We start from the raw sequence: 25,056 nt of genomic DNA on the forward strand, positions 1-25,056 counted from the left end.
GGTCTGGAACGGTTCGGCGGGCGCCGAAGCGTCGAGGGCGCACAATGTGCGGGTGACGAACGATGTGGGAGCGGATCGGCTGGCCGAGCTCGCGCGGGCCCTCGCGGACCCGACGCGGGCGGCGTTCTGTCTGGCGCTGCTCGACGGACGGGCTTGGACCGCCGGGGAACTGGCCCGTCACGCGGGCGTCGCGGCCTCGACGGCGACCGAGCATCTGCACCGGTTGACCGCGGTCGGCGTGCTCACCGAGCGCCGCCAGGGCCGCCACCGGTACGTCGAGCTGGCCGATGCGCGCGTGGCCGCGTTCATTGAAGACATGGCCGCGCTCCTGCCGCCGGCGCCCGCTCCGGTCACGGGCCTGAGATCGGCCGCGGCCTCGACCGCGCTCGCCAGGGGCCGCACGTGCTTCGACCACCTTGCCGGTCGCCTCGGGGTCACGCTCACCGAGGCCATGGCGGCGCACGGGCACTTGGAGACCGACGGCGGGTTCGCCTTGAGCGGCAAGGGCCTGCACTGGATGGAAGCGTCACTCGGCGTCGATACGGCGGCCTGGGGGCGACGCCGCCCGGTGGCGCGGGCCTGCCTCGACTGGACCGAACGCCGCACCCATCTCGCCGGTCAGGCCGGCGCGAGCCTGTGCCGGGCCCTGTTCGACCACGGCTGGATCCGCCGTGTCGGCTCGACCCGGGCCGTGCGCCTCACCGATGGCGGCTCCGACGCCTTGCAAGCACTACTGGGCATCGATGCATCTGAGCTCGGTCTGCTCTGAGCACTGGGGTGCGGGTCGGTGGGCACGCTCTCTCGCCGACCGGGGATGCGGACGCGCGCTCGGCCCCAGACGGTGGTGCGGATCCGCCTGGGGCGCGACGTCACTGCTTCACCGCTCCCGCGACGAGACCCGACTGCCAGTAGCGCTGGAGGAAGAGGAACGCGATCACCAGCGGGATGATCGACAGCAGCGAACCGGTGATGACCAGCGGGATCAGGTCTCCGCTCGCACCGCCCGCCGCCGCGGCCTGGCCCTGCCAGCGCGCCAGGCCGACAGTGATCGGGTACAGCTCAGGGTCGTTGAGCATGATGAGCGGCAGGAAGTAGTTGTTCCAGGTGTGCACCAGGGCGAACAGTAGGACGGTGGCGAAGCCGGGCGCGAGGAGGCGCAGCACCACCTGGAAGAAGATCCGGAATTCGCTCGCGCCGTCGATGCGGGCGGCCTCCAGGAGGCTGTCGGGCACCGAGGCCTCGACGTAGACGCGCATGAGGAGGAGCCCGAAGGGATTCACGAGCGAGGGCAGGATGATCGCCCAGGGCGTGTCCGCGAGGCCGATCTCGCTGAACACCAGGTAGGTCGGGATCGCGAGGGCGGTGGTGGGGACCATGACCGCGCCGAGCACGATCATGAACATGGTGCGGTTGCCTTTGAAGCGGTACTTCGAGAAGCCGTATCCGGCGAGTGCGGCCAGGAGCGCGCCGCCGCCCGCGGCGGTGACCGCGTACAGGAGCGTGTTCCACAGCCATTTGAGGAAGACGCCGTCGTCCTGGGTGAGCGTGAGCCTGATGTTCTCGAACAGGTGGAAGTCGCCGGAGAACCAGAGGCCGAAGGTGGAGAACAGGTCCTCGCTGGTCTTGCTGGAGGCGACGACGAGCCAGAACAGCGGCAGCAGGAAGTAGGCCGCGGCGGCGAGCATCCCGATGGTGAGGACGGTGCTGCGCCTGGGCCGCTGGCGGCGCGGTTTGAGGACGGTGGAGGTCATCGCCGGCTCCTGCGGTTGGTGGCGAACATGAACGCGTACGAGCCGACCAGGATCACGAGGCCGAGCACGAACGAGACGGCGGCGGCGTAGTTGTACTCCTGGCCCACGAAAGCGAGGTTGTAGGCATAGAGGTTGGGCGTGTAGGCGGCGTCGATCACGGTGGGCGCCAAGGACTGCATGAGCTGCGGCTCGTTGAAGAGCTGGAAGGCGCCGATGATGGAGAAGATCATGCAGACGGCGAGCGCGGCTCTGAGCGCCGGGATCTTGATGCTCCAGGCGATGCGCCACTGCCCGGCCCCGTCGACCGCGGCGGCCTCGTAGATCTCGGTGGGCACCGAGCGGAGTGCGGCGAAGAGGATCACCATGTTGTAGCCGGTGAACTCCCAGAACACGATGTTGGCGAGGGAGCCGAGCATGAGGTCGGGTCCGAGGAAGTCGGGCGCGCTGGTGCCGAGCCAGTCGGCGAGTTGCGCGAAGGGCCCGAAGTCGGGTCCGTAGAGGAAGCCCCACATGAGGGTCGCGATGACGCCGGGGACGGCGTAGGGGACGAAGATGGCAAGCCTGGTGGTCCTTTTCAGACGGACCAGGCCGGTGTCGAGTGCGAGCGCGAAGGCGAGCGCGGCTACGAGCATGATCGGCACCTGGATGAGGAAGAACAGGCCGACGCGGCCGATGCCGGTCCACAGCTGCTCGTCGCCGAAGGCGCGGGTGTAGTTCTCGAGGCCGACGAAGACGTTGCCGCCCACGAGCTGTTCGCGGAAGAGGCTGAAGTAGGCGGCGTAGACGAGCGGCAGGGCGAACATCGCGAGGAACACGATCATGAAGGGGGCCACGAACATGTACCCGGCGAGGGTGCGGCGGTCGCCGCGGCGCTTGCGTCCGGGTCCGCCCGGTGCGCTCTCGGGCCTGCTGGTGCGGGTTTCGGTCGTCGCGGTCATGGCTGCCTCACGGTGAATCCCTGGTACTTCGCGTACTCTTCGATGCGCTGCTGCCATGCCTCCATGGCGGCGAAGGCGTCGGTCTTCTCGGCCACGGCGGTGCCGACGGTGGCGGTGAAGTCGGCGTAGACCTTGTCCTGGAACGGGGCCCACTGGAAGTCGGGGGCGACCGTGGTGCCTATCTCGGCGAAGAGGCCGTTCACCTCTTGCCCGCCGTAGAAGTCGAGTTGCTGGCCCGTGAAGGCCGGGTCCTCGAGGATCGCCTTGGTGGGCGGGTAGAGGAACTGCTCGTTGGCCATGGTGCCGGTCGACGCCGGGTCGGTGTTGATGAACTGGGCGAAGACGGCGGCGGCGATCGGGTTGCGGGTGGTGGCCATGACCGCGGAGGTCGAGCCGCCCCAGTTGGACGAGACCTGCTGCCCCGCTTCCCATTGCGGGAGCGGGGCGACCCGCCAGAGGCCGGCGGTGGAGGCCGCGGCGGACTGGAGGAAGGTCGGAGCCCAGGCGGGGGCGATCCAGGTGGCGTACTTGCCCTTGTTGAGGGCCTGGTACCACTGGTCGTTGAAGTCGGCGTCGACCGAGATGAGGTCCTGTTCGGACAGTTCGCCCCAATAGCGGGCGACTTTCTCCGCCTCGGGCGAGGTGAGGTCGACGTTGAGGTCGGGGCCTTCGGAGCCGCCGAACGGGTCGGCGCCGGCCTGCCAGAGCATCGCGGCGAAGAACGCGCCCTGCGCGGGCGCGAAGTTCGTCAGGTACACCTCGGGGTCGGCCTCGTGCAGTGCGGCGGCCGAGGCGGCGAAGTCGTCCCAGGTCGCGGGCACTTCGATGCCGTGGGTTTGGAGGATGTCGTCGCGGTAGAGCATCCCCATGGGTCCGGTGTCCTGCGGGATCGCCCAGACCTCGCCGTTCGCGCCGGTCACCTGCGACCACGCGAACTCCACGAACTGGTCGCCGATCTCGCCGGCGCCGTAGGGCCCCAGGTCGAGCAGGTCCTCGGTGATGACGAACGACGGGATCATCTGGTACTCGAGCTGGGCGATGTCGGGGGCGCCGTTCCCGGCGCGCAGCGCGGTGCGCAGCTTCGCGTAGTGCGGATTGCCCTGACCGGCGTTCACCACGTCCACAGTGATCTGCGGATAGGCCTCCTGGAAGAGCGCCACCTCTTTCTCGATGCCCGGCACCCAGGTCCAGAAGTTCAATTCCGTGGGCGTCTGCATGGCCTGGTCGATCTCGGCCTGCGTGACGCTCTTCGGCGGATCCACAGTGTGCCTGCCGCAGGCGGCGAGCGACAGTGGGCCCGCCAATGCGGCCGCGAGGCCGGTCCTGCGTCTGAATCGGGGAGTCATCGGGTGGGTCCTTCCTGTTGCGCGCCAGTGCGAATCAGGATTTGTCCTCTGGCACTACCTTTGGGAGAGGGGTGGAGCGGTCGACGAGCGGACGACGAGTCGGCGGCGCGGTGCGACCGCCTTCGCCTCCGGCTCGAGTGTCACGGCATCGGGCATGAGCCGCAGGAGCACATCGAGGGCGTAGGCCGCGTCGCCTTCGAAGTCCTGCTGGACGGTGGTCAGCGGCGGCGAGAGGTAGGCCGCGGCGGGGATGTCGTCGAAGCCGACGAGCGAGACGTCCTCGGGGACGCGCCGCCCGGCCTCGCGAAGCGCCCGGGAGAGCCCGATCGCGGTGTCGTCGTTGGCGCAGAACACGGCCGTGGCCTCGGGCGGCAGAGCGAGACCGGCCGCGTACCCGCCCGCCGGTGTCCAGTCGCCTTCCAGCGGCGGGGGCGGTTCGATGCCGCGCGCGCGGTGGGCCTCGGCCCAGCCTTCGAGGCGCTCGCGGCCCTCCCACCAGTCCTGCGGCCCGGCGGCGTGCCAGACCCGCTCGTGGCCGAGGTCGAGCAGGTGCTCGACGGCTTCGCGGCAGGACGCGGCGGTGCGGCCGCGCGCGAGGGCCACGTTCTCGTCGGGCAGGCCGGCGGCCCGGCCGAGGCTCACGATCGGGACGCCCGCATCGGGGCGCAGGCGCTCGCCTTCGTCCTTCGGCTCGGAGAGGATGATGCCGTCGACTCCTTGGGCGAGCAGCCAGTCGATGGACTCCTGGATCGCTCCCGGCTGGCCCTCAGGGGTGTTGGCGACCATGAAGGAGAGCCCGGCGGCGCGGGTGGCGCGCTCCAGTGCCACGAGCATGGAGGCCGGGCCGTAGAGGGCCGAGCCGAGGGAGACGACGCCGATGCGCTTGAAGCGGCCGGTGATGAGCGCACGGGCGGCGGTGTTGGGCCGGAAGCCGAGTTCGGCGGCGGCGCGGAGGACCTTCTCGCGCAGCGCTTCGCTGACGTAGCGCTCGTTGTTGACGACGCGGGAGACCGTCTTCTGGGAGACCCCTGCCAGGCGCGCCACGTCGGTCATGCCGGGCGGTCGGCGCCGGGCATCGCCGTGCGAGGCGTCGTCGGGTGCGGCAGGAGAGGACATTAGGCTCCAAAGCGAATCTGACTACGTTGTCAGGCGTAACCTACGCCTCGCTTCGGAGCCCTGTCAAGTCGAGGATCAGATCGTACCCGCCAATTCCGGCAAAGCGCCATCACGGGAGGACACCCGGATCACGTCGAGCGGAGCCGCAGCGTCGATCCACTGCCCGCCCCCGTGCACCGCTCCAGAATGGAGGTCGGTCCACGAAGCGCCCTCCGGACGGTCGTATCGAAGAGCGCGACTCCGCTAGGTCAAGCGGAACGTGGCATCGGTGCGCTCCTGCGCCGTGGCGACCGGCAGGATGTTGGCCAGACCGCCCGAGGCGCGGATGAACCGGCCCGGGAAGTTGAACGACTCGAACGACTCCGCGGCGGCGTCGGCCAGCCCGTCGCGCTGGTGGAAGCTCGCGTCGGCGTCGAACACCGAACCGCCGTCGTCGGCCTCGACCCACAGCTCGTAGTTCTTGTGCCGCAGGTAGCGGCCCGGGAAGTTCGCCGACTCCAGCGACACCGTCCCCGAACCGGCCAGGCCCGGCACGATCCGGAACTGCGAATCGGCCAGCATCGCAACGGAAGTGCCCGCGCGGACCCGGTAGTCGTAGTGGTTCAGGTAGGCACCGCTCTGCCCGTACAGCGAGAACCGGTACGGCGTGGCGCCGGCCGCGACCGGGATGCCGAAGTCGGGCGTGCCGTCCGCGCGCCAGTAGACCTTCTGAATCCTGGTGTGCCGGTTGGGATCGTAGAGCGGATCGCCGCTGATCGCCTTGTAGGGCCGGGCGTGGTAGACGAGAATGTCGCTCTGCCCGTCCTCCGAGACGGTGAACGAGTTGTGCCCGGGTCCGTACTGACTCGTCGCGTCGCTGCTGCGCAGCACCGGCTGCGCGCTCTTCGTCCACGACGAGGCGTTGAGCAGGTTCGCACCCGAGGAAGCGGTGAGCAGCCCGACCGCGTAGTTCGCGTCGGTGGCGCTGGCGGAGAAGGTCATGAAGATCCGACCGTTGCGGGTGATGACGGCCGGGCCCTCGTTCACCTTGTGCCCGATGGTCTCCCACGAGTTGGTCGGCTTGCTGATGCGCACGGGCGTGCCGGTGATGGTCCAGGGGTTCGTCATCGCGGCGAGGTAGAGGCTGGTGCCCGAGCCGAGCTCGGGGTCGCTCTGCGCCCAGCAGAGGTAGCGGGTCGAGCCCTGCGTGAAGGTGGTCGCGTCGAGCGAGAACGAGTCGCGCGGCGTGACGATGCGGCCCTTCTCGGTCCACGTGCCGCTCATCGGGTTCGCGCTCGCGTTCTCCAGCACGTACATCCGGATGGCCCACACGTCGTCGGTACGACCGGCGGCGAAGTAGATGTACCACTTGCCGTTCACGTGGTGGATCTCCGGCGCCCAGATGTGCGCGCCCATCTCGCCGCTCGCGTGCTTGGTCCAGATCGTGGCCTCGGAGGCGGTCGCGAGGCCCTGCAGGGTGGTCGCGCGGCGCAGGATGATGCGGTCGTAGGCCGGGACGCTCGCGGTGAAGTAGTAGTACCCGTCGGTGTGCCGCCAGATGTGCGGGTCGGCGCGCTGCTGGATGAGCGGGTTGACGTACCGGACGCCGGGGGTGTCGGCGGCCTGCGCGGCTCCAGCGGCGAACCCGACTCCGGCACTGGACGCGGCGGCGACTCCGGCGGCCTGGAAGAGTCGGCGGCGGCTGAACGGCGGGAACGGCATGGGAACTCCTTGAGGGGATGACCACGGCTTGTGATCGATAACAAGACTGACGTCAGCCTATGCATACACTCCCTCGAAAGTCAACGATTTCGATCCATAGATGTCGATGCTCGCGGATGTCCGGTGCCTCTCAAGAGGCACCGGACACGGCTACCAGCGGTGGTGGATCTGCGCGCGGATCTTCGCCTCGTAGAGGTCGCGAACGGAGGCGAGCGTCGATTCCGGCAGCGGCGCGAGGTCGGCCGCGGCGGCGTTCGCCCTGGCCTGCTCGGGGTTCCGCGCCCCGGGGATCACTGTCGAGACGCCGGGCTGCTGGATGAGCCAGCGCAGCGCGGTCTGCGCCGGGGTCGCCCCTTCCGGTGCGAGCGAAGCGAACTCGACCGCGGCCTCGACGCCGGTGGCGTAGTCGACCCCGGAGAAGGTCTCGCCCTGGTCGAAGGCCTCGCCGTGGCGGTTGTAGTTGCGGTGGTCGTTCGCGGCGAACACCGTGTCCGCGGTGTACTTGCCCGAAAGCAGACCGGACGCGAGCGGCACCCGCGCGATGATCCCGACCCCGGCCGCCTCCGCGGCGGGCAGGACGGCTTCGAGCGGCTTGAGCCGGAACGGGTTCAGAATGATCTGCACGCTCGCCGTGCCCGGCCGCGCGATCGCCGTCAGCGCCTCGTCGCAGGTCTCGACGCTCACGCCGTACGCGGCGATCCGGTCCTCCTCGACGAGGGTGTCGAGCGCCTCGAAGACCGCGTCCGAGGCGTACACCGGGGTGGGCGGGCAGTGGAGCTGCACCAGGTCGAGCCGCTCGACGCCGAGGTTCACGCGCGACCGGTCGGTCCAGGCCCGGAAGTTGTCGAGGGTGTAGAGCGCCGGGTCCAGCTCGACGCGGCGGCCCATCTTGGTGGCCACCATGACCTGCGCGTCCGGCCGTTCCTTCAGGAACCGCCCGATGAGCCGCTCCGAACGGCCGTCGCCGTAGACGTCGGCGGTGTCGAAGAAGGTCACGCCCGCTTCGACGGCCGCATCGAGGACGGCGAGCGCGTCCTCCTCCTTCACCTCGCCCCAGTCGGCCCCGAGCTGCCAGGTGCCGAGCCCGACCACCGACACCCGCTGGCCGCTCCTGCCGAATACGCGCTGCTCCATTGATCCCCCAAGTCGTCGTGTCTTTCGCGGGCCAGTCTAGGACCCGGCGCGCGCCCCGGGAGCGGGGCGCTCATCGCGAGTGCGGGGCCGCCGGCGCGGGTAGGCTTCCTGCCGTGCGCTACTACGTTCAGTTTCCTGCCGGAACCGGTGCATTGGTCGCCGGGTCGATCGGTTCGTACGTCGACCGGCCGGAGACGGTCTACGCCGACGACAGCTCGCTGATCTTCGAATCGGAGAGCCGGTATTCGCAGGTGGTGCAGATTCCGTTCGTCAAGAACTCGTTCACCGTGATCGCCGATGTGGTTCGCCGCGATATCGATGAGGGCGTGCTCGAACTCGCGGACAGCCTCCGCTACGACGGTCTCGACAGCCACGCGGACTCGTTCCGCGTGATGTTCCACGTCGACGGCGAACTCGTCCCCGTCAGCCCCCCCGCGAAGCGCGCGCTCGAAACCGAGATCACCTACGCCTCGGGCCAGCGCATGGTCGGCCGCGGTTCGGGAGAGGAGTACTGGGTGGTCGGAAGGACCGACTTCGACTACCTGATGCTCTGCCGCCGCCACATCCGCCCCAAGCGCGCGGCGAAGGCCGCGGGAGCGATCTCGCACGAGTTGTCGTCGCTCCTCGTCGCCGCCTCGAAGCCCGAACCCGACGACGTCTTCCTCGATCCCTTCGCCGGCTCGGGTTCGTTCACCAATGCCCGGATGTCGTTCCCGGCCAAGCGCATCGTCTATTCGGACTCTGATCTGCCGCGGCTCCGGGAGGATTTCCCGGCGGCGATCCGAGAAAGCCGCGACATCGAATTCCTCGACGAGGACGCACTGTCGCTCCCCTCGTTCCAGGACCGCGAAGTGGACGTGATCGTCACCGATCCTCCGTGGGGCGAATACGAGGAACTGCCGCTCGAACTGCCTGAATTCCTCGACGCGATGGCCCGCTCCTTCGACCGCGTCCTCGCTCCGCGCACCGGAAGGCTCGTGCTCCTCGTCGCCCGAATGGCAGCCGAAGCAGCCGAGAAGGCCTTGACCGCCAACAACCTCGCGGTCCATTCACTCCACGACATCCTCGTGAACGGCCACCCCGCCACGGTCCTCGTCGGGGGCCGCGCGTCGGCGTGACGGCCGGGGTCCTCACGCCCCCTTGCCGACGTGCTTCGGTCACGCGTCCGCGCACACGTTCCGGGCCCCAGCGGGGAGTTCCGCGAGGTACTGCTCAGCCTCGGCATCCGTGAACCCGCGTCCAGTCCGCTCGCAGACCAAGTCGTAGGGGTCTTGTGTCAGGAAGTCGAGCGAGAGGATATCGATGCCGTCCAGTCCCAATGTGGCGAGCGTCGACCCATCGTCCGAGAACGCGTACGTGTACATCGAGTCCCGCGTGTAGAGCTCTGCGACCACGAGTTCCCGTTCGATGTCCCAGACCAGTATCTTGCCCCCGTCGAAGAACGAGTCGACGGTCTCCTCCACCACGATGTGGGTGCCGTCCGGGGTATAACCGATGACTGAATTGAAAACCGACCGCGGAAGATGCACCACCGGAGCATCTTCGGGCGAGGTCAGGTCCCAGACCGCGATCCCCCGGCCAGTGGCTGCCGCGAGCGACGACCCGTCGGGGCTGAAGGCCACCGCGCTCACATCCGGATAATGCCCCTCGAGCCGGGTCGTGCGACCGCCGCTCGCGATGTCCCAGACGCGAATGCCGCCTTCGCCGTCCACCGTGGCGACCTGGCTCAGGTCCGGACTGAAATCCATCGCCATTCTTGCGGGGTTCTCCTCCCATTCGATCCCCGCCTCCTTTTCACCGCTCTCCAAATTCCAGACGGTGACGCCGGCAGGGCCGTCATGCGAATCGAAGTCCGCACGGTGTATGGTCGCCAGCCGGTTCTCGTCTTGGAATCCCATGGCGAACACAGTGGATCCCGAGTCCGTCAGCTCCCTGATGATCTCTCCGGTCGAGGGATTCCATATGAGAATCTCCGCGGAATCGTACTCGACCCGCGTGGCGGCGATCTCGCCGTCGGCCCCCACGGTCGTGAACGTCCCTGCCGGGTACTCACCGCTTGCAAGCTCCTGTTCCAGGCGAGGCGTTTCCTCGACATTCCAGAACTGCACTGCCGCAGGTCCGGCGATCGTGAGACGAGATCCGTCGGCGGACAGTCCGAAATCGTCGAACAGTCCGAACGGCGAGAGCACCGCTCGACCTCTCAAGGATTCGAGGCTCCAGGTCTGGAGGCCGTCCTGAGTCGCGGCGACCACCACTTTGCCGTCTGGTCGGATCGCCACCTCGCTGATGATCGAACCGCTGCGGATGACTCCGTACGCCGCCCCGGTGTCGACCTCGTCCACTTGCACATTCAGGTCGTTGTCGACGACCGCGCGCAGACGCCCGTCGTCCGTATAGCTCGCAGTGGAGCTGACATCGATCTTCGGGAGGACTCCGTCATCGCCGTCGGCCGCAGTTCGGACGAGGCAACCCGTTCCGCAGGTCACGATGTAGGAGTCGGCCGCATCGCCGATGGGACTCGACTGGATTTGCTCCTCCGCCATGACCGCTGACGCCTCATCCGAATTGGAGGCGGGGTCGAGCCTCCATTGGACGAAGTCCGCATCGGTGGTGAGGATGTCGTCGCCGGGCTTCGCGAACGCCAACTGGCTGATGGTCCCGGCACCGGTTTCGATCGTGTCGAGCAACTCTTCCGTCGCGAGGTCCCACACCTTCGTCCGGCCCGCGCCGGAAGCGGCGAGCATGGCCCCGTCCGGCGCGAACGCGATGGTCGCGTCGGATTCGAAACCGCCTTCAAGCAACGCGACGGTGCGGCCCGTCTTGTCAAGCACCTGTACCTCCGCACGCGCTGAATCGTTCGACCAAGCGCTGATGGCGAACGACTGCCCGTCCGGGCTGACCTGCAACTCGCCAATCGCGGTCTCCCACTTGAAGTCAAGCCGTTCGGCTCTCCAGGTCGAGGTGTCCCAGACCGCGATCGTGCCGTCATCGGCGCCGGTGACGAGGATCGATCCGTCGTCGCTGAAGTCGGCGGACCGCACGAAATCGGTGTCGTGTCCCTCCGTCAGCATCCCGGTCGCGGGGTTCCCCAACGCGTCGGTCATGGCCGCCCAGGCTTGATTCGTTTCGGCCGTCTCCCAGGCGGCGGCGGCCAGGAGTCGGGCCAGGTCCCCGTCAGTAAGGCCGGCCTCTGCGCTCGCCTCCGCCAGACTCAGGGATCGCTCCCAGCTTTCGCGGTCGGCGAGTGTCTGCGTTGCCTCCGCTACCTCTCGATTCGCCACGTAGATCAGGAAAGCGCCGGTAAGCGCGAGCGCCAGTAGCGAGGCGAGGCCCGCGATCGCCAAGCGGCGCAAGCGGTGCCGTCGCTCCGCATGCTCCCTCCCGGCCTGGATGAACTGTTCTGGGAGCGAATCGAGTTCGGGGAACCGCTCCGGATTCGCCGACCGGGATTCCTCGACCTCCTTCTCCAGATCGGCGAGTTTCGCGCCCTGGTAAAGGAAGGAACTCCCCCGCCCGTTCGCATCCCAATCCTTGGCGTCGTTCGCCAGTTTGCCGCGCCGGGCGAGGACAGCGCGGTCCTCGTCGATCCATTCGCGCAGGGCGGCCCAGTGCCAGAACAGGCATTCGTGTGCGATCTCGACGGTCGGTCCCGATTCGTCCCCCTTTTCGTCTCCCGGTTCCTCCTCCGATTCCGGTACGGGGTCGTCAGTGACGAGGAGCCTGCCGGTCACGAACGCGTCGATCACCGGCCCGGCCTCCGGTCCGAGGAGCGAGACGAGCTTGCTCCTGCTTCGAGGTTCGCGGGTGACCTTGTCGTCGTCGATCGTCAGCAGTCGGAGGAACAGGCTCCTCGCCAGCGCCTTCTGGTCTTCGTCCAGGGAGGCGAGAACTTCGTCGGCCGTCTTGGCGACCGCGTCGGCGACTCTGCCGGACTCGGCATAGGCGGCCCGCGTGAGTTCCGTTGCCGCACCGCCGGTCTGTCGCTCCTGTGCTTCCCAGAGCCGGCGCATGGCTTCCGAGAGGAGCGGCAGCGCCCCGGTCCCGAATCCGGCGGGCCCGCCCGCGCCGCGTGCGTCGTCCAGAATGGTGTCGACGAGCGCGTGCTCGATGTTCAGTCCCGCCGCCCGGGCAGGCCCCGTGACGGCCTCGCGCATCTCGTCTCGCCGCATTTGACGGACGATGAACGGGTGGCTGAGCGCGGGGCCCAGCAGGTCGATCTCGGCGCATCGCTCGATGAAGTCCCCGCGCACCCCGAGCACCACCAGGCCGGCGGATTCGCGCTGGTTCGAGGCGATCGCGGTGAGGGCGGAGACGAACCTGTCTCGGGTCTCCGCATCGGTGGAGGCGCTGAAGACCTCCTCGAACTGGTCCACGACCAGCACCAGTCGCGCCGAAGCGTCGTCGCTCCGGTTGCGCAGTGCCGCGCGCGCCAACTGCTCGGCGCGTTCGGGGCGCTCCTCCAGGGAACGCTGCACATCGGCGGGATCTCTTCCGGCGATGCCCGCGATCGCCGAGGCCAGGTTGGCGAGCGGGTTCGGTTCGGGATAGGACGGCCGGATGACGCACCTCGGCCAGTGCTGGGAGCCTTCATCTGGGAAGGCGCCCTTGGCGAACGCGTCCATCAGGCCGGCCTGCAGCAGCGAGGACTTGCCGGCTCCTGAAGCGCCGGTGACGATCTGGATCTCGCCCGCGATGAATCGTCTCCGCACGTTCGCGACGAGTGAGGCGGTGGTCAGGTCGCGTCCGAAGTAGACGGGTGCGTGCTCCGGCCGGAACGGTTCGAGTCCGCGGTATGGATTGCGCCCCTCCCAGGCCGCTGCGCTGCGCTGCCTGACGGACTCGGTGACGGTCCGCTCCTCGAGCAGGTCGATCGTCTGCCGCACGCCGCTCAGGACCATCTGGGTGAGCAGCGTGTTCTCGCCGAGTTCGGCCCGGGTCTGCCCGTGCTGCCCCGCGATCACGGCTTCGAGCCGTTCGGTGCTGCCGACGATGAGGTCGGCGAGTTCGCGGTTGCCGCTCTTGATCGCCTCGTCCAGGGCCACCCGCGCGCCGTCGGTCGCGGACATCAACGATCCGATGCCGAGCTCGATCAATCGGGCCTGATCCTGTTCGGCCGCGAGCGCATCGGTGAGCCCCGCTTCGATGGCCGCTCGGATCTGTTCGACAGTCGGTCCAGGGCCGCCTGAAGCGGGTTCGAGCCGCTTGACGAGCTTGTCCACGGTCTGCGCGAGGAAGGTGCCGCCGACACCGCCGACAACCGCGATGGCGGCGGAGACGGAAGCGCCGACGCCGATAGCGGCGGCCGCGACCGGCGCACATGCGGCGGCGCACAGCATCGTCATCACGGCGGGGTGGCTCGCGGCGGCAAGGCGGCCTCCGGCCTGGCGGACCGCCTGCCGGATGCCGTCCTGCGCGCGTCGTTTGTGGAGCGTTTCTTGCTCGGAGTCGTCGTGGGCCGCAGCCATGCCGACCTTCCTGGCTGAACGATCGCCTCAAGGGGGTGCTGTCCTGTGAACGGGAGCCGAGAGGCGCGGGGTGTGCCCGGAAGGTAGCCGCAAACCATCGACGAGTCGAGTCAAAAGTCAGGAACCCGACACATGGTGACCGTTTCGGATCCGACACCGGAAAGCGGAGATTTGACCATGTTCATGGCGGCCCATCTGGGCTATGCTGGAAAGCTCTTCGCTGTGCATACAGGAGGGTCACTATGCGGATTAACGACATCTTGCGATCCAAAGGCGCTGCCGTGGTGACCATCCGGCCCGAGGAATCGGTACGCACGCTGGTGGCCAGACTCGCTGAGCACAACGTCGGCGCCCTGGTCGTGAGCGCGGACGGCTTCGCCGTCGCCGGCATCGTCTCCGAACGCGACATCACCCGCGGACTGCACGCGGATCCCGGCCTGCTCGACGCGCCCGTCTCGCGGATCATGACCCCGGACGTCCACACCCGGCTCCTGGACGACTCGATCGAGGACCTGATGGTCCTCATGACCGAGCAGCGCATCCGCCACGTCCCGGTCGTCTCCGGCAACGGCGCCCTCGTGGGCATCGTGAGCATCGGCGACGTCGTGAAGGGTCGCATCGGCCAGCTCGAGTTCGAGAGGGAGCAGCTCGAGGGCTACATCTCCGGGGTGACCTGACGGCGCCAACCGGCGGCCGTGCTCCAGTAGTGCCCGATGCCGTCGGCCCATGAGAGTCGGAGCTCACGGCGGCTCTTCCGACCAATACTTGGCTAGCCACATAGTCTGCGATAGATTATGTGTCTAGCCACCTAACTGGTGGCGATCGAGAAGGAGTCGTCATGAGGGCCATCCAGTTCGACCGCTTCGGCGGTACCGAAGTCCTGCAAGAGGCCGAAGTCAAGGTTCCCGAGCCCGGTCCCGGGCAGGTCCGCGTGCGCGTCAAGGCCGCAGGCCTGAACGCGATCGACGGGAAGATCCGCTCCGGAGCGATGGAGTCCCTCCGCCCGACGCCGCTGCCCGCTATCCCCGGCGGCGAGTTCGCCGGCGTCGTGGACGCCCTCGGCGAGGGCGTGACCGGCGTCCAGGTGGGCGACGAGGTCCTGGGCTGGTCGGACACCGGCTCCTACGCCGAGTACGCGCTGGCCACCACCATCGCCGCCAAGCCCGCCGGACTCGACTGGCAGGACGCGGCGGCGCTGCCCGTGGCGAGCGAGACGGCCGAACGGGTCCTGGGCATGCTCGGCGTCACCGAAGGCGAGACCGTGCTGATGCACGGCGCGGCCGGGGCGGTCGGCACCCTGGCCGTCCAGCTCGCCGCGGCGCGCGGTGCTCGGGTCATCGCCACCGCGGGCCCCGGGAACCAGGACTACCTCGCCTCGCTCGGCGCCACCGCCACCGTCTACGGCGAGGGCCTGGTCGAGCGGGTCCGATCGCTCGCGCCCGAAGGCGTCGACGCGGTCTTCGACCTCGCCGGGAAAGGTGCGCTGGAGGACTCGATCGAGCTGCGCGGCGGCACCGAACGCATTGTCACCATCGCCGACTTCCGCGCCCGCGCGCTCGGCATCACCTTCGCCAGCGGCGTTCAGGAGAAGTCGGCCGAACGCTTGGCCGAGATCGCCCAGGATGCCGCGGACGGCAGGCTCGTCACGACCGTGACCGCCTACCCGTTCGACCAGGCCGCCAAGGCGCAGCAGGTCAGCGACGCCGGACACGGCCGCGGCAAGCTCGTCATCACGGTCGAGTGAGCACCGCCGAACGAGCACTGCCGAGTGAGCACGTCCGACGCGGCCGCCTTCTACGCTGGCGGGGCGGTCGGCTCCACCGACCATTCCGCCTCCACCGCCAAAGGAACCGAACCATGGCCGACCCCAAGACGCGCGTCCCGTCCACAGCAGGTGAGGGACCGCTGAGCTACGCGATCTTCGAACTCGCCCGCGCCCACCGCGGCCGCGCCGCCGCGATGCTGCGCGGGATGGACCTGCACCCGGGGCAGGAGCTGCTGCTCATGCACCTGCTCGACCGGGACGGCCAGACCCAGTCCGAACTGCTCGACGCCGTCGGCCTGGACCATTCAACCGTCTCGAAGTCCTTGCGGCGCATGCAGGAAGCCGGACTCGTCGTCCGCGAGCCGGCCGCACACGACCGCCGTGTCATGGTCGTCCACCTCACCGAAAAGGGCCGCGCCATGCGCGAACCGCTCGCCGCGATGTGGCGCGACCTCGAGGAGACCTCCACGCAGCACCTGTCCGCGCAGCGGGCCGAGACGTTCGTCCGCGACGCGTACGCCGTCATCGACGCGATCAGCGGCCGCACCCGGCCGCATGACGAGCCGACGTGATTCCCTTCCGCGCCCGTGGCCTCAGGCCCGGCGTCGCACTGATCCGATGGGAAGCGGGATCCCGATGAGCTCCGAATCAGTCCTCGCCGTCGGCGCGACCGGCTTCCTCGGGGGCCAGGTCGCGCCCCGCGCCGAAAGCCGAGGAAGCCCTCACCCGCCTCGCCGACGAACTGCGCGCCGAATAGCTTCAGCGCGGGAATAGAAGCTGACTTGCCTCAGTTATGAGTGTAGTCGTTGTTGTGTGAGCCCGAAGACATCTCGCTCCCGGGCTCCCGCGAAGGCCCGGATCCGTATGGTTCGCGGCCGCGGCGACGTTCCCGGCCGATCGACTCACCTCGACCAGCGCGGGCCCGACTACCGAAAGGCAAGCACATGACCGCACTCAACGGAGCCGTCGTCCTCGTCACCGGGGCCAACGGCGGCATCGGCACCCACTTCGTCCACGACGCGCTCGCGCGCGGCGCCGGCAAGGTGTACGCCACCGCCCGCAACCCCCGCGAGTGGGACGACGAGCGCATCGTCCCGCTCGCCCTCGACGTCACCGACCCGGCGTCCATCCAGGTCGCGGTCGAGACCGCCGGGGACGTGACGGTGCTGATCAACAACGCCGGGATCCTGCCCGCCAGCTCGGGCATCCTGAACCACACCGAGGACGAGATCCGCACCAACCTCGAGACGAACTTCTTCGGCCCGCTGTTCCTCGCCCGCGCCTTCGCACCGGTGTTGGCGGGCAAGGAGAACGCGGCGATCGTCGACATTCACTCCGCGCTGAGCTGGTACGCCCTCGGCGGCATCTACAGCGCCTCCAAGGCCGCGCTGTGGTCGGCGACGAACTCGCTGCGGCTGGAGCTCGCTCCGCAGGGCGTGAACGTGGTCGGCGTGCACGTCGGCTACGTCGACACGCAGATGGCCGCGGGCGTCGACGTCGCCAAGACCGCTCCCTCGGATCTGGTGCGGATCGTGTTCGACGGGCTGGAGGCCGGAGAGTACGAGGTGCTCGCCGACGAGACCTCCGTGCAGCTGAAGGCCGGACTCAGCGCTCCGATCGAGGCGATGTACCCGGAACTGCAGGCCGCGAGCGCCTGACGGGCAACGGAAAGAGCGGCGGCGGATGCTTCGCATCTGCTGCCGCTCTGTCGTGACGGGACTCGAGGTCAGGCTCTGCTGATGACGGCCTTGCCCCGCATGCCTCCATGGTCCAGCGCCCCGAGGGCCGCTGCGGTCTCGCCGAAGGGAACTGTCTTGCCGACGATCGGGCGCAGGGCCCCGCTGTCGACGAGGGCGGTGATCTCGCGGAGCTGGCCGCCGTCGGCACGCATGAAGAGGAACTCGTAGCGGACGCCGAGCCGCTTGGCCTGGCGGCGGACTCCGGCGCTGATGGCCGCGACCGCCGCGCGCAGCAGCGCATTGGCGCCGCTCTCGCGGGCGAAGGCCGGGTCGGGCGGCCCGGCGATGCCGACGACCTTGCCGCCGGGCTTCAGGACACGCAGGGACTTGGTGAGGTTCTCGCCGCCGAGGCTGTCGAGCACCAGGTCGTACCCCGACAGCAGCTGCTCGAAGTCCTGGGTGCGGTAGTCGATCACGATGTCGGCGCCCAGTTCGCGGACGAAGTCCGCATTGGCGGCACCGGCCGTGGTCGCCACCGTCGCGCCGAGGTGCTTGGCGAGCTGGATCGCGATCGACCCGACTCCACCGGAACCCGAGTGGACGAGCACCTTCTGGCCGGCACGCACGTTGCCCTTCTCGACGAGGGCCTGCCATGCGGTCAGCGCGACCAGCGGCAGCGACGCCGCCTCCTCCATGGTGACCGAGGCGGGCTTGAGGGCGAGGTCGGCTTCGGCGACGGCGATCCGCTCGGCGAAAGTGCCGATGCGGTGATCGCCGGCCCGCGCGTACACCTCGTCGCCAGGCTTGAACCCGCGCACCTGCGCACCGACCTCGAGGACGGTACCGGCGACGTCGTGGCCGAGGACGAACGGCGGCTTGTACGGCAGGATCTGCTTGAACTCGCCCGCCCGGATCTTCTCGTCGAGCGGGTTGAGGCCGGCGGCCCGCACCTGGACGAGCACATCACGCTCGCCCACGTCGGGCTCGGGGACTTCCGCGAGCTGCAGCGGGGCCTTGTACTTGCTGACGACGAACGCTTTCATGGCGTTTCTTGCTCCTTGCTCTGGTCGTTGGCCGCCGCTTCCGACGGAGGAAGTCCCGCGCGGCCTCGACGAACGCGCGGCGGCTCCGTCATGTCCTGCTCGTGGGCTTCGCTGAACTCATCATATCCGAGTTGGCTCAAGTATGACTTGACTCAGAAATAATGTCAAGGAGATCCCGATGTGAGCCGACCCGGCATCCGTCAGCTGAATTTCTCGCCGCCGACCGCCCGCGACTCGACGGGCCCCGGTTCCCGAGGACTGACCAGGCAAGAGATCGCCGCCCGGGCGACATTGTCGCGTCCGGGCGGCGATCCGTGGGATGGGGCCTACAGGGTCCAGCGTTGGTTGGTGCCGCCGTGGCAGGACCAGAGTTGGACCTTGGAGCCGTTGGCGGTCGCAGCGGCCGCCACGTCAAGGCACAAGCCCGACGCGGCATTGCTGATCGTGCCGTTGGAGTTCACGTTCCAGCGCTGGTTCGCACCGCCATGACAGGACCAGATGATCGCCGCCGTCCCGTTCGCGGTACCACCGCCTGAGGCGTCCAAGCACTTCTTGGAGCCGCCGGAGTACACGGAGATCTCACCGTTCGCTACCGTCCACTGCTGATTCGCCCCACTCCAGCAGTCATAGATCTGCAACTGCGTACCGTTCGTCGTCGACTGATTCGGCACATCCAAGCACCGGTTCGAAGCCACCGAGACCACGTGGCCGCCTTCGCCGCCGCCCGGCGTGCCGTTGTTCAGCGCGGCGAGCACGGAGTGGTACGCCTGCTTCTTCTGGTAGTTGCCGTCGAAGAGCAGCGGGTTGTCGTCGCGCCACGAGTACTTGTCGGTAACGCCCCAGACGGTGATGCCCGTGCAGCGGGCGACCGCCATGCAGGCGTTGGTGACCGTACCGTAGGTGGCCGCCTGTCCGGTGCCCTGGCCGACGTCGAGCTCGGTGATCTCAACGTCCACGCCGAGATCGGCGAAGCGCTGCAGGTTGGCCTGATAGCTGCTCAGGTTCTCGTTGTGTGCGATGTGGGTCTGGAAGCCGACGCAGTCGATCGGGACGCCGCGGGACTTGAAGTCGCGCACCATGTTGTAGATCGCGGTGCTCTTGGCGTTGATGCTGTCGGTGCCGTAGTCGTTGTAGCAGAGCCTGGCGTTCGGGTCCGCCGCGTCCGCGGCACGGAAGGCCTCCTCGATCCAGCCGTTGCCCAGCTGCTGCTGCAGGTTCGACTGGCGGCGGCTGCCGTCCCACTCGAAGGCCTCGTTCACCACGTCCCAGGCGAAGACCTTGCCCTCGTAGTGGTTGGCGACTCCGGCGATGTGGTTGAGCATGGCGTTACGCAGGTTCTGCCCGGTCAGGCCCTGTGCCCAGCCGGGTTGCTGGGCGTGCCAGACGAGGGTGTGGCCGCGCACCTTCATGCCGCGGGCCTGCGCCCAGCTGACGAGCTGGTCGCCTCCCGAGAAGTTGAACTGGCCCGGGTTCGGCTCGGTCGCGTCCCACTTCATGGCGTTCTCGGCCACGACCGAGTTGAACTCGGCCGCAAGGGTGTTCGCGTACCCGGCCTCGCTCAGGTACTGCGTCGACACGGCGGCCCCGAAATAGCGGCCGCTCTCGGCCGCCGAGGTGCCTAGGGTGGTTCCGGCCTGGGCGGTCCCGGAGGACATCACGAGCGCTGTCGTGGCGGCCAGGCTCGCGGTCGCGACTGCGGCGATCGTCGACCAGGCGCGGCGCCGTCGCCGCGGTGAACTGGTGATCATGGTGTTCCTTTGGTACTCGGGGGAAGGGTCATCGAAGGGAGCGTCATCGAAAGTTTCGGTGTTTGTCCCGAAACTTGCGTATTCGAACTATAGATATGTTTCGATATCACGTCAAGTAGGACGATGCCCGGGTCGCGGCGCCCGTCCGCCCCGGGACGCGCCGCCCGTCCGCCCCGGGACGCGCCGCCCGTCCGCCCCGGGACGCGGCGCCGCGGGACCGACCGACGAAATCACATCGATCTATTTACATGCGGCGAACCGTCTGGCTATCCTGTGTGTACACCTCACGTTTCGGCCGTCGGGCCGAAACTTTCGCAGACCCTGATGTTGTTAGCGCTAACCACACAGTGGACTTGATCAGAGAGGCAACCCATGAGGCATCCGATTCGATGGCGATCGTGGATCGCGCTGCTGGCGGCGACGCTGGCCGCGGCCCTCGCCGCAGCGACCTTGAGCGCCGCCCCGGCACAGGCCGCCCCGCTTCCCACGCCCTTCCAATGGAGTTCGACGGGCGCGCTGGTCGCCCCGCAGCAGACGGCCCCCGGCCGCACCCTGGTGTCGATCAAAGACCCGTCGGTGGTCAAGGTCGACGGCAAGTACTACGTCTACGCCACCACCGCGGACACCAACGGCGGCTGGTCACTGACCTCCTTCGGCGGCTTCACCGACTGGTCCCAGGCCGGGCAGGCGCAGCAGTACCACCTGTCCCAGACCCCGATCGGCGGCGGCTACCGCGCCGCCCCGCAGGTGTTCTACTTCGAACCCGACAACCAGTGGTACCTGCTCTACCAGACCGGCCTGCCCTCCTTCTCCACCCTGACCCACCCCGGGCAGCCGCAGAGCGCCTCGGCGCCCAGGAACTTCATGAACAACCACGGCATCGCCGACGCCGGCTCGTCGTACATCCTCGACTACTGGGTCGCCTGCGACGACGTGAACTGCTACCTGTACTTCAACAACGACAAGCAGAAGTTCTACCGGGCCCAGACGACCGTGGCCGAGTTCCCGAACGGCTTCGGCGACGTCGAGCTGTTCATGGAGGCCCCGAACCAGAGCCTCTTCGAGGCCACCAACGTCTACAAGGTCGGCGACTCCGGCCAGTACCTGCTCATCGTCGAGGGCATCGGCTCCAACGGCGTCCGCTACTTCCGGTCCTGGACCTCCAACCGGCTCGACGCGAACTTCAGCGAGTGGACCCCGCTGGCCGACACCCAGTCCAACCCGTTCGCCGGCACCGCCAACGTCTCCTTCCCCGGAGGGTCCTGGACGAACGACATCAGCCACGGTGAGATGGTCCGGGTCGACGGCAACCAGACCATGGAGATCAACCCCTGCAGCATGCAGTACCTCTACCAGGGCAGGAACCCCAACATCGGCGGCGAGTACTCGCAACTGCCCTACCGCCTGGGACTCCTGACCAACACCAACCCCACCCCCGACTGCGGCAGCAGCGGTGGCGGCGGCGACTCCGGCCAGCTGCGCGGCACCGGTTCGAACCGGTGCTTGGATGTGCCGAATCAGTCGACGACGAACGGTACGCAGTTGCAGATCTATGACTGCTGGAGTGGGGCGAATCAGCAGTGGACGGTAGCGAACGGTGAGATCTCCGTGTACTCCGGCGGCTCCAAGAAGTGCTTGGACGCCTCAGGCGGTGGTACCGCGAACGGGACGGCGGCGATCATCTGGTCCTGTCATGGCGGTGCGAACCAGCGCTGGAACGTGAACTCCAACGGCACGATCAGCAATGCCGCGTCGGGCTTGTGCCTTGACGTGGCGGCCGCTGCGACCGCCAACGGCTCCAAGGTCCAACTCTGGTCCTGCCACGGCGGCACCAACCAACGCTGGACCCTCACCTAAACCCGACCCGACCGGCGGGCCCCGAGCAGAACGCTCGGGGCCTGTCCTGCTCGTCCGCCGCTTGAAACCCGTCCCGGCGGGAATTGCGAGACTTTGGTCCCTTCCCTACTCCGCAGCCCTGACCACCACCACCGGGCAAGCGGCGTGAGAGACGCAATGCAGGCTGACCGATCCGAGGAGCGCCGCCAGGCCGCCGCGGCCCCGACTGCCGACCACCAGAAGGTCGGCTTCCTTCGAGCGCTCGACCAGCGCCTTCGGCGGATACCCCATCTCGGCCACGGGAACGACCACCGGAACGGTCCGGTCGCCGTGGACCTCGGCGACCGATCCTTTCAGGGCCCGCTCGGCCGTCTCCGCGAAGCGCTCACCCGGGAGGACCTCCACCGGTGTCCCGTAGGTGGTCGGGATCTGCCAGGCGTGGAACGCTTCGACCACGGCGCCGGTGCGCTCGGCGTACGCGATCGCCCACCGCAGTGCCTTCAGTGAAGGGGGCGAGCCGTCGACGCCGACCACGACTCTTTCACTCTCGTGCTCCGCCATCGTTGTCTCCTTCACTCGCTCAGGAGTCGCAATCAGTGCCGCATTCCTGCGATCCAGGGGCCATGGCCACCGAACGGGCCCACGGCCCGCAGCCGATAAACGTCATTCAATGGTGAGGCGCAGACCGGTCACTTCCTGAGGCGTGATGGCGATGACCATGTCCAACGGGTATTTCATCCATGTCTCGACCTGCAGCGCGAGCTGCTCGGAATGGGGTTCGTCGGAGGCATCGACGGCGGTGCCGGTGACGAGCACGCTCCACCCGAGCCGACTGCTCGGTTCGATCTCATCGGCCTGATAGGCCACCTTCAGACCCACGTGCCCTCGTAGGGATTTCGCCAGCGCAGAGGTATGACGCGTGTAGACGATGATCCGGCCGTCGACCACGACGTGGTTCAAGGGCCTGATGGTGGGAACGCCGTCGGAGACGAAGGCGACTCGCCCGAACTCGGCCTGACCGAGCAGCCCGAACGCAAGCTCCGGGTCGAGCGGGACCGGGACTCGCTGATTTTCCATCGCCACTCCTTCGGGACGATCCGGGACGCACCGGATGAGTCCGCCGACAGCAGGATTCCTGACCGAAGGCGCTCGAACTCCGCGACGAGGGCGATCACCTCTCGTGGTCCGACCGTACCAAGGATCGAGGAGCACGGCCGTTGAACGTTTGAACGCTCACGCCCGAACCATCCCACCACCTGCGGGAAAGTCGAACTGTCCCAAGGCCGCCCCCGGCCAAGCCCTCGGGACCGCCAACCCAGGCGGATCCGCACCGACACCGACTTCCCCGTTGTAGCGGAGGGTGGCAAACCCAAAGGACCGACCAGGCCTCACCGACCGGGACGGCTCGTTCGAGCCGAAGATCGTGCGCAAGCGGCGACTCCGGCCGATGCCGCATTCCCGCCGGTGTTTCGCCTTGTGGTCGGTCTCCTGCGGACGCAGACTGGCAGCACGAAGAAGGAGATCGACTTTGTTCACAAGATTCGCCAAGCGCGCGCTGGTCGTCAGCGCCGCCATGTCGGCCATCGTCCTTGCCGCATCAGGGCAGGCCCATGCCGCCAACGCTTACCTCCTCCTGAGCGATCGCGACGGGCGCCAGCTCGGCACCATGACCCACTACGACGCGGAGACGGACCGCTTCACGGTCTGCGACACGCAGAGCGAGGGGCGCAACGTAACCGGGAAGCTCTATGCGGAGGGCGGTGACACTCCCCTACTGACGATCACCGACGGCTCGGACGCCGGCTGCGATTCCAAGACCTACGATCTCCGCGCGGGGAGAACCTACGAGATGTTGATCTACCTGGGCGGGGAATGGGAGTTCTGGCGCACTATGAAGATCACGGAATAAGGTCGGGGCCCTCAGTCCCCTCATGCGAACTTCTAGAGGCCGGTAACCCTGCGGGTCACCGGCCTCTAGAACTGTGTTCGGGCAGTCGGTAACCGACTGCCCGACCACATTCATGACTATCAATTCAATGTGATTCCTCGCCTTCGGCGTTTAGCATCGCAGAACGGTTGGCGCTCAGTCAATCTTGGTGTAGTAGTCCTCGCTGAAGGTGGGATCTTCGAGCGCGTAGGGGTAGAGCTGAAGTTGCGAGTCCTTGTCGGTGAAGAGCAGGCTTCCGCCCACTCCGCCTTGTTCGGTGTCGATGCTGAGGTATTCGCCCTGGTCGGATTCGACGCAGGTGGGGCTGCGGTGTTTGCTTCCGTCTGCGGCCTCGCCGTAGATGCTCTTGCAGAGCAACCAAGTTCCCTCGACCGGTCCCTCCGGTGCGTTGCCATAGGTGCGCTCGCTGAACGTCGAGGGGTCGGCTGTGAGTATGCCGTCCTCGTGGAACTCGATGGTCTCTCCGTGCCCGTTCTCCCAGAGCCCGACCACCTCGTCATATGGGACCGGGTCTTCGGGAGGGTCCTGGACCGGAGCGGCGAATCCGCAAGCGCCCAACGCGAGGACGGCTGCAGCGGCGAGCACGATTCGAGCGCGGCCCAGCAAGCGGGTGGTGCGCTTCGATGTTCGGGCGATGTCGCTTCCGTCGGGTTCGGGGAGGTGGCCGGGGGCTTCCATCGTGGCTCCATCCGAGTAGCACTGCCGAACTGGCAGTATTTTGAACACGTTCACTTTACAGCGCAACCATACACTAGTAATTGAACCTGTTCAGAACTGTCCGCGAACCTCAGATGGAATACGCCCTGCCCTGCCTCACAGTCAGGGCTTCCAGGCCGGGTCCTGGCCGATGAAGGCGGCGCGCGCACGGCAGCGCTCCTCCCCCAGGTCGGGGTCGCGGCCGAGGGCGGCCTTGGCGAGGTCCCAGGATTGCATCGGGGTGCCGGCGGTGGGGAACTTGTCGATCGCTTCGTCGACGGTCATGTCGCCGGTGTGCGGATCGCTGTGGCCCCGTCCGGCAGGATCGTCGAGGAACCTGGACCGCCCTCCACCGACGCCTGGCCCTCGCCATGATCGCGATACACCCTCGCCGAAGCTCACGAGATCGCCCGCGCCGCTTGGGATCCCGCACGCCACCTGCCGCACCGACCTGACCAGGTCGTCCCGGCCGACCTGCCGCCAGGCCCGCCCAGTACCTACGAGATCCGCGCCTGCCTCGCCGTCCTCATCGCTAACATCCCACCCGATCCCAAAGCACACCAGGGCCACTGATCGATCTTGCGACGCTGCGAGCTCGCCCGAGCCCGATGGCATCACCACCAAACCCGCCTACGCCTCGTCCTCACCGCATGACACACCGCGAAACCCGGACAGCACTGCTCGGAGGGCTGCCTTTAAGTCTGAGCGCACCTCGCCGTAAGTCACACCCTCACCGTAACAATTCTCGACGTCGACCCGGCTCAGACTCGAATCACCCTCGCGCACACGCCAATGCCCGCCGGCGAAGGTGACGGAATCGATCCCCGCCGATCAGCCGCTGAAGACAAGACGGGCGGGGGGGGGGGGGGGGGGGGGGGGGGGGGGGGGCG

General features: G+C 67.9%; 21 protein-coding genes. 8 read left to right on the forward strand and 13 right to left on the reverse strand.

Going from position 1 to position 25,056, the window contains the following annotated elements; all coding sequences use genetic code 11:
* Positions 1 to 52: 52 nt before the first annotated feature.
* Positions 53 to 769, forward strand: a complete 717-nt coding sequence (locus tag O1R50_RS05535) for an ArsR/SmtB family transcription factor (protein WP_270108905.1) — start codon at positions 53 to 55, stop codon at positions 767 to 769.
* A 100-nt stretch (positions 770 to 869) separates the two neighbouring features.
* Here the strand turns inward: O1R50_RS05535 and O1R50_RS05540 are convergent, their stop codons facing one another.
* The 6 genes from O1R50_RS05540 to O1R50_RS05565 form a co-directional block, all read right to left on the reverse strand.
* A complete protein-coding gene (locus O1R50_RS05540) occupies positions 870 to 1,751 on the reverse strand; it encodes a carbohydrate ABC transporter permease (protein ID WP_270108906.1) in 882 nt (293 codons plus the stop codon).
* Complete coding sequence (locus O1R50_RS05545) at positions 1,748 to 2,689, reverse strand: carbohydrate ABC transporter permease (protein ID WP_270108907.1); 942 nt, start codon at positions 2,687 to 2,689, stop codon at positions 1,748 to 1,750. Before O1R50_RS05545 ends, O1R50_RS05540 begins: the two co-directional genes overlap by 4 nt.
* Complete coding sequence (locus tag O1R50_RS05550) at positions 2,686 to 4,035, reverse strand: ABC transporter substrate-binding protein (RefSeq protein ID WP_270108908.1); 1,350 nt, start codon at positions 4,033 to 4,035, stop codon at positions 2,686 to 2,688. Before O1R50_RS05550 ends, O1R50_RS05545 begins: the two co-directional genes overlap by 4 nt.
* A 54-nt stretch (positions 4,036 to 4,089) precedes the next feature.
* Positions 4,090 to 5,151, reverse strand: coding sequence for a LacI family DNA-binding transcriptional regulator (locus tag O1R50_RS05555; RefSeq protein WP_270108909.1), 1,062 nt, complete (start codon positions 5,149 to 5,151; stop codon positions 4,090 to 4,092).
* A gap of 243 nt (positions 5,152 to 5,394) precedes the next feature.
* The gene (locus O1R50_RS05560; RefSeq protein WP_270108910.1) at positions 5,395 to 6,852 is read right to left on the reverse strand and encodes a family 43 glycosylhydrolase; all 1,458 of its coding nucleotides are present in this window, start codon (positions 6,850 to 6,852) and stop codon (positions 5,395 to 5,397) included.
* A 150-nt stretch (positions 6,853 to 7,002) separates the two neighbouring features.
* Positions 7,003 to 7,986 carry an aldo/keto reductase gene (locus O1R50_RS05565; RefSeq protein WP_270108911.1) on the reverse strand — a complete coding sequence of 328 codons (984 nt, stop codon included), beginning with the start codon at positions 7,984 to 7,986 and terminating at the stop codon, positions 7,003 to 7,005.
* A gap of 113 nt (positions 7,987 to 8,099) precedes the next feature.
* Between O1R50_RS05565 and O1R50_RS05570 the strand changes: the two genes are divergently transcribed.
* Entirely contained in the window at positions 8,100 to 9,104 is a 1,005-nt protein-coding gene (locus tag O1R50_RS05570) for a TRM11 family methyltransferase (protein ID WP_270108912.1), read from the forward strand.
* Between the two features lie 39 nt (positions 9,105 to 9,143).
* Here O1R50_RS05570 and O1R50_RS05575 read toward each other — a convergent pair whose 3' ends face one another.
* A complete protein-coding gene (locus O1R50_RS05575; RefSeq protein ID WP_270108913.1) occupies positions 9,144 to 13,451 on the reverse strand; it encodes an AAA family ATPase in 4,308 nt (1,435 codons plus the stop codon).
* Between the two features lie 242 nt (positions 13,452 to 13,693).
* Between O1R50_RS05575 and O1R50_RS05580 the strand changes: the two genes are divergently transcribed.
* The 4 genes from O1R50_RS05580 to O1R50_RS05595 all read left to right on the forward strand — a co-directional run bounded on the left by O1R50_RS05580 (position 13,694) and on the right by O1R50_RS05595 (position 16,874).
* Positions 13,694 to 14,128 carry a CBS domain-containing protein gene (locus O1R50_RS05580; RefSeq protein WP_270108914.1) on the forward strand — a complete coding sequence of 145 codons (435 nt, stop codon included), beginning with the start codon at positions 13,694 to 13,696 and terminating at the stop codon, positions 14,126 to 14,128.
* A gap of 161 nt (positions 14,129 to 14,289) precedes the next feature.
* Positions 14,290 to 15,195: an NADP-dependent oxidoreductase gene (locus O1R50_RS05585; protein WP_270108915.1), complete on the forward strand. Its 906-nt coding sequence runs from the start codon at positions 14,290 to 14,292 to the stop codon at positions 15,193 to 15,195.
* Between the two features lie 113 nt (positions 15,196 to 15,308).
* Positions 15,309 to 15,788: a MarR family winged helix-turn-helix transcriptional regulator gene (locus O1R50_RS05590; protein ID WP_270108916.1), complete on the forward strand. Its 480-nt coding sequence runs from the start codon at positions 15,309 to 15,311 to the stop codon at positions 15,786 to 15,788.
* Positions 15,789 to 16,160: 372 nt separating this feature from the next.
* Entirely contained in the window at positions 16,161 to 16,874 is a 714-nt protein-coding gene (locus O1R50_RS05595) for an SDR family oxidoreductase (RefSeq protein WP_270108917.1), read from the forward strand.
* A gap of 68 nt (positions 16,875 to 16,942) precedes the next feature.
* On the opposite strand, the gene O1R50_RS05600 is transcribed toward O1R50_RS05595, so the two are convergent.
* Together O1R50_RS05600 and O1R50_RS05605 are read right to left on the reverse strand one after the other, a co-directional pair.
* Complete coding sequence (locus tag O1R50_RS05600; RefSeq protein ID WP_270108918.1) at positions 16,943 to 17,938, reverse strand: NADP-dependent oxidoreductase; 996 nt, start codon at positions 17,936 to 17,938, stop codon at positions 16,943 to 16,945.
* A 326-nt stretch (positions 17,939 to 18,264) separates the two neighbouring features.
* Complete coding sequence (locus tag O1R50_RS05605) at positions 18,265 to 19,686, reverse strand: endo-1,4-beta-xylanase (protein ID WP_270108919.1); 1,422 nt, start codon at positions 19,684 to 19,686, stop codon at positions 18,265 to 18,267.
* 372 nt (positions 19,687 to 20,058) lie between these two features.
* Here O1R50_RS05605 and O1R50_RS05610 point away from each other — a divergent pair, with 372 nt between their 5' ends.
* Positions 20,059 to 21,543, forward strand: a complete 1,485-nt coding sequence (locus O1R50_RS05610; protein WP_270108920.1) for a non-reducing end alpha-L-arabinofuranosidase family hydrolase — start codon at positions 20,059 to 20,061, stop codon at positions 21,541 to 21,543.
* A gap of 105 nt (positions 21,544 to 21,648) precedes the next feature.
* On the opposite strand, the gene O1R50_RS05615 is transcribed toward O1R50_RS05610, so the two are convergent.
* The gene (locus O1R50_RS05615; protein WP_270108921.1) at positions 21,649 to 22,083 is read right to left on the reverse strand and encodes a universal stress protein; all 435 of its coding nucleotides are present in this window, start codon (positions 22,081 to 22,083) and stop codon (positions 21,649 to 21,651) included.
* Between the two features lie 102 nt (positions 22,084 to 22,185).
* Positions 22,186 to 22,599, reverse strand: a complete 414-nt coding sequence (locus O1R50_RS05620; RefSeq protein ID WP_270108922.1) for a pyridoxamine 5'-phosphate oxidase family protein — start codon at positions 22,597 to 22,599, stop codon at positions 22,186 to 22,188.
* A 451-nt stretch (positions 22,600 to 23,050) separates the two neighbouring features.
* Between O1R50_RS05620 and O1R50_RS05625 the strand changes: the two genes are divergently transcribed.
* A complete protein-coding gene (locus O1R50_RS05625; protein ID WP_270108923.1) occupies positions 23,051 to 23,431 on the forward strand; it encodes a hypothetical protein in 381 nt (126 codons plus the stop codon).
* A 174-nt stretch (positions 23,432 to 23,605) separates the two neighbouring features.
* On the opposite strand, the gene O1R50_RS05630 is transcribed toward O1R50_RS05625, so the two are convergent.
* Both O1R50_RS05630 and O1R50_RS05635 read right to left on the reverse strand, forming a co-directional pair.
* The gene (locus O1R50_RS05630) at positions 23,606 to 24,148 is read right to left on the reverse strand and encodes a hypothetical protein (RefSeq protein ID WP_270108924.1); all 543 of its coding nucleotides are present in this window, start codon (positions 24,146 to 24,148) and stop codon (positions 23,606 to 23,608) included.
* 141 nt (positions 24,149 to 24,289) lie between these two features.
* Complete coding sequence (locus tag O1R50_RS05635; protein WP_270108925.1) at positions 24,290 to 24,451, reverse strand: hypothetical protein; 162 nt, start codon at positions 24,449 to 24,451, stop codon at positions 24,290 to 24,292.
* Between the last annotated feature and the right edge of the window lie 605 nt (positions 24,452 to 25,056).

Source organism: Glycomyces luteolus, from assembly GCF_027622875.1.
In the GTDB taxonomy this organism is placed as follows: Bacteria; Actinomycetota; Actinomycetes; order Mycobacteriales; family Micromonosporaceae; genus Glycomyces; species Glycomyces luteolus.